Annotated in this window: 10 protein-coding genes; 2 read left to right on the top strand and 8 right to left on the bottom strand. The window is 67.0% G+C overall.

Annotated features, from left to right (window positions below; translation table 11 throughout):
• Window positions 1-268: 268 nt before the first annotated feature.
• The 3 genes from EL288_RS19635 to EL288_RS19625 all read right to left on the bottom strand — a co-directional run bounded on the left by EL288_RS19635 (window position 269) and on the right by EL288_RS19625 (window position 3,560).
• Window positions 269-1,273 carry a Bug family tripartite tricarboxylate transporter substrate binding protein gene (locus EL288_RS19635; protein WP_014905962.1) on the bottom strand — a complete coding sequence of 335 codons (1,005 nt, stop codon included), beginning with the start codon at window positions 1,271-1,273 and terminating at the stop codon, window positions 269-271.
• A gap of 373 nt (window positions 1,274-1,646) precedes the next feature.
• Window positions 1,647-2,387 carry a TetR/AcrR family transcriptional regulator gene (locus EL288_RS19630; protein ID WP_003808529.1) on the bottom strand — a complete coding sequence of 247 codons (741 nt, stop codon included), beginning with the start codon at window positions 2,385-2,387 and terminating at the stop codon, window positions 1,647-1,649.
• 225 nt (window positions 2,388-2,612) lie between these two features.
• Window positions 2,613-3,560 carry a hypothetical protein gene (locus EL288_RS19625; RefSeq protein ID WP_003808531.1) on the bottom strand — a complete coding sequence of 316 codons (948 nt, stop codon included), beginning with the start codon at window positions 3,558-3,560 and terminating at the stop codon, window positions 2,613-2,615.
• A gap of 216 nt (window positions 3,561-3,776) precedes the next feature.
• On the opposite strand from EL288_RS19625, the gene EL288_RS19620 reads away from it, so the two are divergent.
• Complete coding sequence (locus EL288_RS19620; protein WP_003808533.1) at window positions 3,777-4,952, top strand: MFS transporter; 1,176 nt, start codon at window positions 3,777-3,779, stop codon at window positions 4,950-4,952.
• Window positions 4,953-4,998: 46 nt separating this feature from the next.
• On the opposite strand, the gene EL288_RS19615 is transcribed toward EL288_RS19620, so the two are convergent.
• From EL288_RS19615 to EL288_RS19595, 5 genes are all read right to left on the bottom strand, one after another.
• The gene (locus EL288_RS19615) at window positions 4,999-5,709 is read right to left on the bottom strand and encodes a GntR family transcriptional regulator (RefSeq protein ID WP_033452270.1); all 711 of its coding nucleotides are present in this window, start codon (window positions 5,707-5,709) and stop codon (window positions 4,999-5,001) included.
• Between the two features lie 71 nt (window positions 5,710-5,780).
• On the bottom strand, window positions 5,781-7,442 hold the full coding sequence (locus EL288_RS19610; protein WP_010925994.1) for a thiamine pyrophosphate-binding protein: 1,662 nt from the start codon (window positions 7,440-7,442) through the stop codon (window positions 5,781-5,783).
• Window positions 7,443-7,516: 74 nt separating this feature from the next.
• On the bottom strand, window positions 7,517-8,482 hold the full coding sequence (locus tag EL288_RS19605; protein ID WP_010931485.1) for a tripartite tricarboxylate transporter substrate binding protein: 966 nt from the start codon (window positions 8,480-8,482) through the stop codon (window positions 7,517-7,519).
• Window positions 8,483-8,536: 54 nt separating this feature from the next.
• A complete protein-coding gene (locus EL288_RS19600; protein ID WP_003808542.1) occupies window positions 8,537-9,445 on the bottom strand; it encodes a TauD/TfdA dioxygenase family protein in 909 nt (302 codons plus the stop codon).
• Between the two features lie 307 nt (window positions 9,446-9,752).
• Window positions 9,753-12,041, bottom strand: a complete 2,289-nt coding sequence (locus tag EL288_RS19595) for an NADP-dependent malic enzyme (RefSeq protein WP_126622015.1) — start codon at window positions 12,039-12,041, stop codon at window positions 9,753-9,755.
• 141 nt (window positions 12,042-12,182) lie between these two features.
• Between EL288_RS19595 and EL288_RS19590 the strand changes: the two genes are divergently transcribed.
• Window positions 12,183-13,154 (top strand): LysR substrate-binding domain-containing protein, encoded by a 972-nt coding sequence (locus EL288_RS19590; RefSeq protein ID WP_010931487.1) that lies wholly within the window; start codon window positions 12,183-12,185, stop codon window positions 13,152-13,154.
• Window positions 13,155-13,346 lie beyond the last annotated feature (192 nt).

Here is a 13,346-nt window from a genome sequence, read left to right as displayed (position 1 = left end):
TCCGCGCCATCCCCGCCCGTGCCTGCCTCGCGCTGGCGCGGGCGTTGTCTTCAGAACCTTCGCTGCCCGATCCGATTCCACCGTGTACACCGCCCGCGAGCGGTAGCGCTGGACGACGTCGGCCAGGGATGCGCGTCGAAGCCAGCGCCGTCATTCCAGGTGGGGTTTTCAGCCGGCGGACGGTTTTACCGGTCGCCGGTTCAACGGCAGGTTCATTCGATTACTGCGGCTCGAACCGGGAACCACGCTCGAAACGCGGAACGGGCCTCTATTGCCTGGCCCCGATATCGTCGACGATTTTCTGCCACTTGGCTTCCTCGGCTTCCAGGAACTGGCCCAGTCCCTCGGGCGAGGACGGGCGCAACTCCACGCCCATGGTCACCATCTGCGACATGAACTCCGGATTGCGCAGGACCGCCTGGGTGCTTTGGTTCAAGCGCGTGACCACGTCGGCGGGAACGCCCGGCGGGGCCAGCAATGCATACCAGATGCTGCTGGTGACGTTGGGCAGGCCGGCATCGTTGGCGGTGGACAGGTTCGGCATGAAGTCCGGCATGCCGGCCTCCCGCGTCGTGGGCAGGTCGGGCATGAGCGTACTGCGCCCGGCGCTGGTGACCGCCAGGGCGCGAACCTTGCCTGATTGGACCAGCGGCGCCAGATGGCCCACCGTGCTCAGCAACAGCTGTATTTCGCCGCTCATGAGGGCAACGCTGGCAGGAGCCGCTCCCTTGTAGGGGATGCGTTGCATGTCCAGGCCCGCGGCGCGCAGCATGTATGCTGTTTCGAGATAGGTATTGCTGGCCGACGTTCCGTAGTTCAATTGCCCGCCGTGCGCCTTGGCATAGTCGATGAATTCCTGCAGGGTCCTGGTCGGCAGCATCGGGGCAATGGCGATCGCGACCGGCGCCTCGCCGATCATGGAAATCGGCGTGACGTCATCGCGGACCTTGAATTTCGCCTCGCTGAACAGGCTTGGGTTGACCGCGTGCGTCGATGTGGCCAGGTATATGGTGTAGCCGTCCGGCTTTGCGTTCTTGATGGCCTGGGAGGCCAGCAGGCTGTCGGCGCCGGGGCGATTCTCGACCACGATCGGCACGCCGATCTCGGCGTTCAGGTATTTCGCGAACGCGCGCGTCAACACGTCGGAGCCGCCGCCGGCGGCAAACCCCACCACCAGGCTGATCGGCTTGCTCGGATAGCTGTCGGCGGACGCGTGCAGCGGCAGCAGGGCACTGATTGCGGCCGCGGCTGCGGCAAGTATTCTCCTGTACATCGCCATCTCCTCTGTTCCCGGATGAAGGATCCAATCGCAGCTTGAGTCGCCGGTACGGCAGGGGCGTTCCCAGCTTGCGGATAGGGCGCTTCGATTGCTTGAATAGTCATATGAGCGCGAAGTGAATTTATCATGAAATTGAATGGTTAATCATTCAATTTTCATGGCCAGGGCCCGGCCGCCACAGGCATGGGCAGTTGCCTGGGTGGACTTTCAGAGGGGAAAGGGCGTCGCGCGGCGATTTGCGGCCGTGATGGAGGCGGTGCCGTATGAGTATTGAATGGCTAACCATTCATGTCGTGTGGCCCGGCCTGGTGGTCCGGGCGGGAGGGGCGGGAGGGCCGGGCCGGACTGTGGCGTCCGGCGGCCAGGCTCAGGCGGCGCGGCCGCGCCGTGCGCGCTTCTTCGGTTCCGTGCCCGCCGCGCGGGAGGCGCCGTCGTCCGATTCGCCGGCGAGATGGACGGGCCGGAGTTCGCCGGCCCGGCGCAGTTCTTCATATCGGCTGCTGCCGCGCGGCAGCAGCAGGTCTTTCCAGGCGGCATGGATCGCCTGGTCGAGATACTCATCCAGCGTGACGATGCGACGCAAGCGCCAATGCTTCAGGGGCCATGCATGCGCCGCAATGATGATGCGGTACACCAGCAGCTCCACGTTGGTGGGCGCCAGGTAGCCCGCGCGTATGCAATCCGTGGCGCATGCTTCGATAAGCCTGTTGGTGTCGAGTTCGAGCTGCTTCATCTGCTCGATGTATTCGGGCTTGAGAGACTTGGTCTCGCGGTAGGTCAGCAGCACGGCTTGCTGGTTGGCGGCCATGACGCGCGTGTAGGCATCGATGGCGCGGTACAGGCGCGCGATGGGATCTTCGACGCCCAGCAAGGCCGACGGCACTTCTTCCTTGTTGCGCTGGACGATGTGCTGCAGCGCCAGGAACAGCAGGTCCTGCTTGTCCGGCACGTACTGGTACATCAGGCCGGCGCTGACGCCAGCCTCCTGCGCGATGTCCTTGACCGTGGCGGCGTGGTACCCCATGCGCGAAAACAGCTTGATCGCGGCCTTTACCAGTTGCGCGCGGCGTCGTGTTACCAGGGAGGAGTCGTCGACGGAATGGGGCATGTTGGGGGGGGCTCCTGCGGCGCCGCCGTGGGCGCCGCGGTGGACTGACGGCCTGCAGTGGTGGCCTGGCCGCTGACAACAACGGCCGCCGGGTCTGCATTATGGAGCCATGTTCGCCCCGCCGCCAAGCCGGGCGGGGCTGGGCCATGGCCCTGGCGTATTGTCGCTGCGCCCGGTTCGGACCGGGGCGCCGCCTGCAGGCAGGCCGTTGCAGGCGACCTGCGCCTACCTGATCTCCGAATCCACCGCGAATACCGCCTGCGAGCGGTAGCGCTGGATGACGTCGGGCAGGGATTCGCTGCCGCCGCCCTTGCGGATCAGCCAGTAGTTGATGGCGGCCATGCCGACCAGGAACTCCTTGCATTGCTGCCTGGCGTCGATGATGGCGGAATAGGCGAGATAGATGACCTGGGCCTGCATGCGGGCCGGGGCCTTGTAGAAGCCGCCGATGACGTTGGAGACGACGCGCATGAGCAGGTCCTTCTCGCCTTCGAAATCGCCTTTGTCCACGCATGCCCAGTAAGCCTCCTCCTTGCCGCTGGGCACGAAGCTGTCCACCCACTGGCGGTAGTCCTTGTCGGCGACGATGGACATGGCCATGCGCTGCAGCGCTTCGTGGTCGGCCTGCTCGAGCGGATGCGCGGCGCAGAAGTCGCACAGGGCGCGCACTTCCTTGAACAGCGACTCGTGGCCCCGGCCGATATTGTTGTAGCTGTCCATCAGGCGCTGCAGGTTGCGGCGGAATTCCTGGATCTGCGATTCGCCGCCTTCGATGCTGTCGAGCAGGGGATAGATCTGGTAGTTGTAGGCGCAGATCGCGTTGATGTAGTCGCTGATGGCCTGCGTGGTGTTGGCCATGGCGTCCATCAGTACGTTGGCCCGCTTGGGGTCGAGTTCCAGCGATTTTTCCAGGCGCTCCAGGCCGCGGCTGACGGAGGCCTGCAGGGGGACGGTGTGCCGGACGATTTCCTTGACGTAGGCCGTCGACAGGTTGCCGAGCGCCGATTGGAATTCGTCGACGGTTACGGCGCGCACGGATTCGTCGAGCTGCCGGCGCTTGGTTTCCCGGGTCTTGAGGCGCTGGTTGATCAGGAAGGTGATGGCCGAGGCCAGAATCGCCAGGCTGGTGGCGACGTCGACACCGAATTGAATTTTCGACAAATCCATCTGCAAGAATTCCCGTTTTTATTTCACAATGTAAACAATATCAACATATCACGTTTTTATTTCGCTCAATGAAAAAGGGGCGTCCGGACTTGCCTGTTACCAACTGGTCCGCCGGGGCCGTGCTGGCCGCTGGGGGCGGGATGGATAATTACCACTGGTAATATCCATATATCCGAATCCGCATATTCCGCCTGCGCGCAATCGCAGGGCACGCCGCTCAATATGAATCGCAATCTCTGGCTGTTGTCGGTCCTGCAGGGCCTGTTCCTTACCAATAACGTTACTTTCATCGCCATCAATGGCCTGGTCGGGTTCGCGCTCGCGCCGTACGGCTGGATGGCGACGCTGCCGGTCATGGGTTATGTGGTCGGGGGGGCGCTGTGCACGGGGCCGGTCGCGTGGACGCAGAAGCGCTACGGCCGCAAGGGCAGCTTCATGCTGGGGCTGCTGGTGGCGGCCGGTTCGGCGCTGCTGTGCGCTTTCGCGGCCTATATAGGCAATTTCTGGTTGCTGTGCGCCGCGACCGCGATCGCGGGCTATTACTCGGCCAACGGGCAGCTTTACCGGTTCGCGTCGGCGGAGCTGGCCGCGCCCGGCGCGCGCGAGAAGGCGGTGTCGCTGGTGATGGCGGGCGGCCTGCTGGGGGCGGTGGTGGGGCCCAACCTGGCTTCGTTCACCAAGGAATTGTTCGTCACGCCGTTCCTGGGCGCGTATCTGGCGCTGGCCGTGGTGGCGCTGCTGGCGATGGCGGTGCTGGCGCGCATCGAGTTTCCGGAGGTGGCGCAGCGCGCCAGCGCGAATGGTGGGCGGCCGTTGTCGGTGATTGCGCGCCAGCCCGCGTTCATCGTGGCCACCGGGGCCGGCGCGCTCGGCTACGGGGTGATGAACCTGCTGATGGCGGCCACGCCGTTGGCGATGCAGCACCATGGCCTGCCGTTCGCGGATGCCGCGTTCGTGCTGGAGTGGCATGTCATCGGGATGTTCGCGCCCGGCTTTTTTACCGGCCATCTCATCAAGCGTTTCGGCGTGCTGCCCATCATGGGCTGGGGCGCCGCGCTCAATCTGGTCTGCATCGGCGTGGCCCTTTCCGGGGTGGAGCTGCACCATTTCACGGTGTCGCTGTTCCTGCTGGGGGTGGGGTGGAACTTCCTGTTCACCGGCAGCACGACGCTGTCGCTGTCGACCTATACGGCCGAGGAGAAAGACCGGGCGCAGGCCGCCATGAATTTCTGCGTGTTCGCGGTGATGGCGGTGACTTCGCTGACGTCCGGGATGCTGGTGACGACCCGGGGATGGACCGTGCTGAACGTGGGATCGCTGGTGCCGATGCTGATGATATGCGTGGGCCTGGCGTGGCTGGCGTGGCGCAAGGCCCCCAGCCGGGCGGCCGTGGGCTAGCGCCCGCGCCCGCCGGCCAGGCGGGTTGCTTCTGCGCGCGGCGCTTTCAGGAAGCGAGCTGTCCGCGCACGGCGCGGTAGGAGGCGCCCAGCAGCAGCTTGGCGCTTTCTTCGGCGGCGGCGGCATCGCGCGCGCACACTGCCTCGAGCAGGCGCTGCCAGTCGCCCACGGACTCGCGCCGGCGCTGCTGGCTCTGGAAGCTGAGCGACTTGCCGCGCACGGAGGTTTTCCAGAGCATCTGGTTGCTCAGGCCCTCGTACATCGTGCCCAGCTGTTTCCAGCCTACTGCCTGTATCAGCAATTGCTGGGTCTCGATGGAGACCTTCGCATAGGACGCCGGCGAGGTGGATGGTTTGTCGGCGAGCTGGCGCAGGCGTTCCACCTGTTGGCGCAGCTGCGCCAGGATTTCGTCGTCGCCATGTTCGGCCACCCGGCGCGCGGCCAGTCCGAGCAGCTGCGCGCGGATGCAGAAGATTTCTTCTATTTCATCGGCGCGGATCTCGCGCACGCGCGCCCCGAAGCGGGGCACGCGTTCGATGACGCCGCGGCGCTCCAGGGTGCTGATGGCCTCGCGCACGGTGGTGCGGCTGACCGCGAATCGATCGGACAGCGTTTCTTCCTTCAGGCGTTCCCCCGGCTGCAGCACGCCGGTCTGGATCGACTGCATCAGCCGGTCGGCGACCTGTTCAGGCAGCGACTTCGACGTTCGTCCCAGGGGGAGTTCTTCTATATCGGCCGACTGTGGTTGGCGAGTCATTGAGGTGCGGTCAGGAAGAAAGGGCCATGATGGAGAGCGGATAGTATATCCCGCGCCCATGCGCGGATGCCTCATGCGGCAAGGGTCGGCAGGTCGCGGCGCGCCGAGATCGCGGCGGGGTCGGTGCGTATCTCGATGAGCGCGGCCCGGCCGCTGGCGCAGGCCCGTTCGAACGCCGCGGGGAAGTCGTCGTGGTGCGCCACGCGCTCGGCATGGGCGCCGTAGGCGCTGGCGAGCGCGACGAAGTCGGGGTTGCGCAGCGAGGTGCCCGACACGCGCCCGGGGTAATGCATTTCCTGGTGCATGCGGATGGTGCCGAACATGCCGTTGTTGACGACGATGAAGACCACGGCGGCGTCGTGCTGGATGGCGGTGGCCAGTTCCTGGCCGTTCATCATGAAGCAGCCGTCGCCGGCGAAGCAGACCACGGTGCGGGCCGGCGCCGCCAGCTTGGCGGCGATGGCGGCCGGCACGCCGTAGCCCATGGCGCCGTTGGTGGGCGCGAGTTGCCGGCGCTGCGGCGAATACTGGAAGTAGCGGTGCACCCAGCCGGCGTAGTTGCCGGCGCCGTTGGTCACGATGGCGTTCTGCGGCAAGTGCTGGTTGAGCCAATGCATGACCTGCGCCAGGTCGGTGTCGCGGCGGGAAGGGGCGACGGCCAGGTCGGTCCGGTAGTCGTCCGCCAGCTCGCGCAGCCAGGCGTCGCAGCGGGCGGGCGGGTTGTCGCAGGCATCCAGTTGCGCCGCGAAGGCCTGCACGTCGGCCGCGATGGGCAGGTCGGCCGGATAGACGCGGCCCAGTTCCTGCGGATCGGGATGGACGTGGATCAAGGTCTGGCCGGGATGCTCCGGCGTGATGAGCGCGTAGCTGTCCGTGGTGGCGTCGGCCAGGCGCGCGCCGACGACCAGCAGCAGGTCGGCCTGCCGCACATGGCGCGCCAGGCTGGGCGCGATGCCCAGCCCGATGTGGCCGGCATAGCAGGGGTGGCGGTTGTCGAAGCGATCCTGGCGCCGGAACGCCGTGGCCACGGGCAGGCCGGCGCGCTCGGCATAGCGGGTGATGGCGGCGCTGGCCGCCTCGTTCCAGCCGCCGCCGCCGACGATCAGCAGCGGCCGCCGGGCCGCCGCCAGCAGTTCGTGCAGCCGCTTCATGTCGGCGCTGGTTGCGCAGGCGCGGGCGATGCGGTGGGGAACGCGGTCGGCGGCGTGCGCCGTCGCCCGCAGGACGTCCTCGGGCAGGGCCAGCACCACGGGCCCCGGCCGGCCCGACAGCGCGACCTGGTGCGCCCGATGGACGAATTCCGGGATGCGCTGCGCGTCGTCGATGCTGGCCACCCACTTGGCCATCTGGCCGTACATCCTGCGGTAGTCGATCTCCTGGAAGGCCTCCCGTTCGGCCACGTCGGCGCCCACCTGGCCGACGAACAGAATCATCGGTGTCGAGTCCTGGAAGGCGGTATGCACGCCTATGCTGGCGTTGGTGGCGCCCGGCCCGCGCGTCACGAAGCAGATGCCGGGCTTGCCGGTCAGCTTGCCATAGGCTTCGGCCATGAAGGCCGCGCCGCCCTCCTGGCGGCAGACAGTCAGCCGGATGGCCTGCGCATCGTCGCGCAGGGCGTCCAGCACGGGCAGATAGCTTTCGCCGGGCACGCAGAAGGCCTGGTCCACGCCGTGGACCTTCAACGCATCGACCAGGATACGGCCGCCGGTACGGGCGGCAAGAGTCGGATTCATGATTTTCTGGATGGGCAGTCTTGCGATAATCGGCACGGCAGTGGGGGCGGCCGGGGCCGCCCGCCGGGCTGCCGTCAGTTGAGGTTGATGTGGGCGGTGCGGATGACCTTGCCCCATTTGTCGACTTCTTCCGCGATGTAGGCGTCGGCCTGCGCCGGCGTGCGCGCGACGGCCTCGCCGCCCAGCTTGGCCAGTTGCGCCACGAAGTCAGGGTCGGCGGAAATCTTCTTCAGGGCGTCGTTGTAGGCCTGCACCGTCGCGTCGGGCGTCTTGGCCGGCGCCAGCAGCGTGAACCATCCCAGCACTTCGAAATCCGGGTAGCCGCTTTCCGCCATGGTCGGCGTATCGGGCAGGAAGCGCGAGCGCGTCTTCGACGTGATGGCCAGCGGCCGGACCGTGCCCTGCTGGATGTGCGGCAGCATCACGGCGATGTTGTCGAACATCATGGGCACGCGTCCGGCGATCAGGTCGGGCAGGGCGGCCGCGCTGCCCTTGTAGGGCACATGCATGATGTCGACGCCGGCCTCGTCCTTGAACAATTCCGCCGCCAGGTGCTGGCCCGTGCCCGGGCTGGCGGACGCGAACTCCACCTTGCCCGGGTTGCGCTTCAGGTAATCGACGAAGTCGCGCAGGTTGGTGGCCTGCATGCCGGGATTGACGACCAGGACATAGGGCGTCACCGCGACCATGCCGACGGCGCGAAAGCTCTTGACGGTGTCGAACGACTGGTTGGTGTAGAGCGAGGCATTGGTGGCGTGGCTGCTGGGGGCGAACAGCAGCGTGTTGCCGTCCGGGTCGGCCTTGGCCACCGTCGCCGCGGCCAGGTTGCCGCTGGCGCCGGCGCGGTTCTCGACCACGACCGAGCGGCTCAGTTCGCCGCCCAGCCGTTGCGCCACCAGGCGCGCGATGACATCGGTCGTGCCGCCGGGGGGAAAGCCGACCATCATGCGCAGGGGTTGCTGCGCGCAGGCCACGCCGGCCCACAGGGGCATGGCCACCAGGGCGAGCGCGAGCGCCGCCTTCTCGAATATCCGCTGCATGTCTTGTCTCCGTATATAAGTGTTGTATGGCGCGGTGCGCCGGCGTGCGCGTGGTCAGGACACGGCGGCGATCGCGCTGCGCGCGGCCTGCTCGTCCAGCGGGGCGTCCTCGATCACGTAGCCGGACGGCTCGCCCAGCATGGAGCAGCGCATCATGTGGCGCGGCTTGCTCTGGTCGAAATCCGGCAGCGCGATGTGCAAGGTGCAGCGGTTGTCCCACATCACGATGTCGTTCACGCTCCAACGGTGCCGGTAGACGAACTCCGGCGACGTGGCATGGCGGTTCAGGAAGTCCAGGATCGGACGGCTTTCTTCTTCGGTCATGCCGACGAACGTGCGGACCCGGTCGCTGACGAACAGGCATTTGCGGCCGGTTTCGGGATGGATGCGCACGACCGGATGGGCGATGGGCGGGTTGCGGCGCTTGAGCGCGGCGGTCTGCTCCGGATCGCGGCGGTCGAACCCCTTGATCAGGCTGATGTCGTGCACGGCGTGCAGGCCGTCGACGAAGCGCTTGAACGGCGCGCTGAGCGACTCGTAGGCCTGGTACATGTTGGCGAACATGGTGTCGCCGCCGACCGGGGGCTTTTCCTTGCACATCAGTACCGAGCCCTTGGCGGGCCGGTCGGTATAGCTGAGGTCGGAGTGCCAGTTGCGGCCGGTGTTGCGGGTTTGCGAAGGCTTGCCGTCGCGCGGCTTGTTCGTCACCAGCAGGACTTCGGGGTAATCGGGGTCGCGGTAATAGGGCACGCTGTCGTTGCGCTCGACGTCGCCGAAATGGCGCGTGAAATCGATCAGTTGCGGGGCGTTCAGGTCCTGGCCGGGGAAGACCAGCACCAGGTGTTCATGCCAGGCCGCGCGCAGCCTGGCCAGTTGTTCCGGCTGCAGCGCCTGCCGCAGGTCGATGCCCGATACCGCCGCGCCGGCCGCGTAGCCGAGCGGGCGAACCGTGATGTCGCTCATGTCTGTGTCTCCTCGGGCGGCCGGGGGAGGGCCGCGATGTCACGCGCCGGATTCACGCGTCCGGAAATCATAGTCCGTATCTTGCACATTGTCGACATCGACAAAAAACAATGTGCAATGTGCGGGAAAGAAGCAAGGCAAGGAACGCGACGAGGGCGCGCCCGGAACGTCGGCGAGGACGCGCTATTTGCGGGCGGGAATGGCGGGGAGGGGCGCGGCGTCGGCGGCCGGCGGCGGTGCGCGGCTGGCGGGGCCGCGTGAAGGGGGGGAGAGGGGGCGGCAGCCCTGGCGCTGCCGCCCCGCCGTCTTACTGCGGGCGGTTGGCGTCCAGCACGCAGAGCGCCGCCATGTTGATGATGCGGCGCACGGTGGCGCTGGAGGTGACGATGTGCACCGGCGCGTTGGCGCCCAGCAGGATGGGACCGACCGCCACGTTCTTGCCGGCCACCGTCTTGAGCAGGTTGTAGGCGATGTTGCCGGAGTCCACGTTGGGGCACACCAGCAGGTTGGCCGAACCCTTCAGGGGAGAGTCGGGCAGCAGGCGCAGGCGCAGCGATTCGTCCAGGGCGCAGTCGCCGTGCATCTCGCCGTCGATCTCCAGGCCGGGGGCCTGGCGGTTGACCAGCTCCAGCGCGTGGCGCATCTTGGCGCCCGAGGCCGAGCTGCCCGAGCCGAAGTTCGAGCGCGACAGCAGCGCCACCTTGGGCGCCAGGCCCAGGCGCTGCATTTCCTCGGCGGCCGCCACGGTGTACTCGGCGATCTGCTCGGCGCTGGGGTCTTCATTGACGTGCGTGTCCACCAGGGCCACGGTGCGCTCGTCCAGCAGCAGGATGTTCATCGCCGCGTAGGTGGTGGCGCCGGGCTTTCTGCCGATGACCTGGTCGATGAAGCGCAGGTGGTCGTGGAAGCCGCTGACCGCGCCGCAGATCATGCCGTCGGCGTCGCCCAGGTGCACCATCATGGCGCCGATCAGGGTCAGGCGGCGGCGCATTTCCACGCGCGCCATCTCCTTGGTGATGCCGTTGCGGCACATCATGTCCCAGTAGGTGGTCCAGTACTGGTGGAAGCGCTCGTCGTATTCCGGGTTGCAGACCTCGACGTCCTGGCCCAGGCGCAGGCGCAGGCCGAATTTCTCGATGCGCGACAGCAGCACCTGGGGGCGGCCCACCAGGATGGGCTTGGCGACTTTCTCGTCGACGATGACCTGCACGGCGCGCAGCACGCGCTCGTCCTCGCCCTCGGTGAACACGATGCGCGCCCGTCCGCCGTCGCGCACGATCTGCTTGGCCTGCGAGAACAGCGGCTTCATGAAGGCGCCGGAGTGGTAGACGAACTGCTGCAGCTGCTCGGCGTAGGCGTCCAGGTCGGCGATGGGACGCGTGGCCACGCCGCCCTCCATGGCCGCCTTGGCCACCGCCGGCGCGATGCGCACGATCAGGCGCGGATCGAACGGCTTGGGAATCAGGTAGTCGCGGCCAAACGAAATGTCATAGGTGCCGTAGGCCGCGGCCACGACCTCGTTCTGTTCTTCGCGCGCCAGGTTGGCGATGGCCAGGACCGCCGCCTTTTCCATCTCGCGCGTGATCGTGGTCGCGCCCACGTCCAGCGCGCCGCGGAAGATGTACGGAAAGCACAGCACGTTGTTGACCTGGTTCGGGTAGTCCGAACGGCCGGTGGCCATGATGATGTCGTCGCGCACCGCGTGCGCGGCCTCGGGCAGGATCTCGGGGTTGGGGTTGGCCAGCGCCAGGATCAGCGGGTTGGTCGCCATGGTGGCCACCATCTCGGGCTTGAGCACGTTGCCGGCCGACAGGCCCAGGAACACGTCCGCGCCCTCGATCACCTCGGCCAGGGTGCGGGCCTTGGTCTTGCGGGCGAAGCGTTCCTTGTCGGCGTCCATCAGCTTCTTGCGGCCCTCGTAGACCACGCCTTCGATGTCGGTGACCCAGATATGCTCCAGCGGCAGTCCCAGGTCCACCAGCAAGTCCAGGCAGGCCAGGGCGGCGGCGCCGGCGCCCGAGGTCACCAGCTTGACGTCCTCGATGCGCTTGCCGGCCACGGCCAGGCCGTTGACCACGGCCGCGCATACGGTGATGGCGGTGCCGTGCTGGTCGTCGTGGAACACCGGGATCTTCATGCGCTCGCGCAGCTTGCGCTCGACCGTGAAGCACTCCGGCGCCTTGATGTCTTCCAGGTTGATGCCGCCGAAGGTGGCTTCCAGCCCGGCGATGATCTCCACCAGCTTGTCCGGGTCGGTCTCGTTGATCTCGATGTCGAACACGTCCAGCCCGGCGAACTTCTTGAACAGCACCGCCTTGCCTTCCATCACCGGCTTGGAGGCCAGCGCGCCGATGTTGCCCAGCCCCAGCACCGCCGTGCCGTTGGTGATCACGCCCACCAGGTTGCCCCGCCCGGTGTAGCGGAACACATTGGCCGGGTCCTCGACGATCTCCTCGCAGGCGGCGGCCACGCCCGGCGAGTAGGCCAGGCTGAGGTCGCGCTGCGTGACCAGCGGCTTGGTGGCCGTGACCGAGATTTTTCCGGGATGCGGATAGGCGTGGTAGTCCAGTGCGGCTTGGCGGTCGGTGTCTTTCATGTCGTCCTCGAAGGGTGGCGGCGCCGGTGTGCGGCGCCCGGCCTGTTACGCATGGCCCATTCTAGGCACAAGATATAAGCAAACTATTTTGTTTTAAGATATAGGCATAACTTTTAAGTGATATTACTGCGTTCCGTCCCTATGACTGGTTCTCCTTCCGTCGACGCCGCCGAGATCGTCCGCCGGCTCACTTCGCGCCTGAAAATGCGCCACCTGCAGTTGCTGCTGCACGTGCGGCAGCTGGGATCGCTGACGCGCGTCGCGCAGCAGTTGTCCACCAGCCAGCCGGCGGTCACCAATGCCCTGGCCGAACTGGAGGACATGTTCGGGGCGCCGCTGTTCCAGCGCACCGCGCGCGGCATGACGCCCACGCCGCTGGGCCTGGTGGTGCTGGCCCGCGCCGAGGCCATCATCCACGACCTGCGCCATCTGGTGGACGACATGGGGGCATCCGCGTCGGGCTACACGGCGCGCCTGCACCTGGGCGTGACGCCGTTTGTCTCCAGCCGCCTGATCGCTGCGGCCATCGGGCGCGCGCAGCGCGCCGACCATCGGCTGGCCGCCAGCGTGCACGACGGCATCAGCGGCAAGCTGCTGGCCGGCCTGCGCGACCACAGCCTGGATGTGGTGGTGGCGCGGGCCGGCCCGGCGCTGGACGTCGAGGGCATTGTCTTCGAGCCGCTGTACGTGCAGCAGCCGCGCCTGATCGCCAGCCGCCGGCTGGCCGCGCGGCTGGCCCGCCGCGCGCTCGACTGGAGCGCCCTGGCCGAGCTCGACTGGATCCTGGGCGTGCCGCAGACCGCCATGCGCGACCAGGTCGCCAGCCTGTTCATGCAGGCCGGCATCCGGCCGCCCGCCGCCACCACCGAATGCCATTCGGCCAAGCTGATCGGCGAACTGATCGCCGCCAGCGACCGGGCCCTGTCGATCGTGCCGGCCGACATCGCCGACGAACTGGTCAGCGTGGCCGGCGTGGCCATCGTGCCGTTCTCGTTCACCTGGCACCTGCCGCCGATCGCCGTATTCATGCGCCACGAAAGCCAGGGCAGCGCGCCCCACCGGCTGTTCGCCGAGGCCCTGCGCGAAGAGTGCCGGCACGCCCGGGCCGGCTGAACAGGGCGTTTCCCTGGTCCGCGCGCATAGGGGGATACCCTAGGCGACGGCCGCCCCCTGTCCACGCGTGCCCAGCGCTGGCAAGGCTTTGCATGAGAGTTCTAATAAAGGCAATGCTTTTTTAAGAATATTGATATGGTTGGAATGCTCCCCCCTATCTAGAATGCGCCGCAGGTCGTTGCGGCCCGGCGT

The organism is Bordetella bronchiseptica (genome assembly GCF_900636925.1).
In the GTDB taxonomy this organism is placed as follows: domain Bacteria; phylum Pseudomonadota; class Gammaproteobacteria; order Burkholderiales; family Burkholderiaceae_B; genus Bordetella; species Bordetella pertussis.
Note: the sequence above shows the minus strand (reverse complement) of the source record. Positions and strands in the feature narration are given on the sequence as shown.

What these genes read in the sequence shown, in the direction of transcription:
- EL288_RS19595 (WP_126622015.1), bottom strand. Translation starts at nt 12,041, where the DNA reads ATGAAAGACACCGACCGCCAAGCCGCACTGGACTACCACGCCTATCCG.
- EL288_RS19620 (WP_003808533.1), top strand. Translation starts at nt 3,777, where the DNA reads ATGAATCGCAATCTCTGGCTGTTGTCGGTCCTGCAGGGCCTGTTCCTT.
- EL288_RS19615 (WP_033452270.1), bottom strand. Translation starts at nt 5,709, where the DNA reads ATGACTCGCCAACCACAGTCGGCCGATATAGAAGAACTCCCCCTGGGA.
- EL288_RS19635 (WP_014905962.1), bottom strand. Translation starts at nt 1,273, where the DNA reads ATGTACAGGAGAATACTTGCCGCAGCCGCGGCCGCAATCAGTGCCCTG.
- EL288_RS19600 (WP_003808542.1), bottom strand. Translation starts at nt 9,445, where the DNA reads ATGAGCGACATCACGGTTCGCCCGCTCGGCTACGCGGCCGGCGCGGCG.
- EL288_RS19590 (WP_010931487.1), top strand. Translation starts at nt 12,183, where the DNA reads ATGACTGGTTCTCCTTCCGTCGACGCCGCCGAGATCGTCCGCCGGCTC.
- EL288_RS19610 (WP_010925994.1), bottom strand. Translation starts at nt 7,442, where the DNA reads ATGAATCCGACTCTTGCCGCCCGTACCGGCGGCCGTATCCTGGTCGAT.
- EL288_RS19630 (WP_003808529.1), bottom strand. Translation starts at nt 2,387, where the DNA reads ATGCCCCATTCCGTCGACGACTCCTCCCTGGTAACACGACGCCGCGCG.
- EL288_RS19605 (WP_010931485.1), bottom strand. Translation starts at nt 8,482, where the DNA reads ATGCAGCGGATATTCGAGAAGGCGGCGCTCGCGCTCGCCCTGGTGGCC.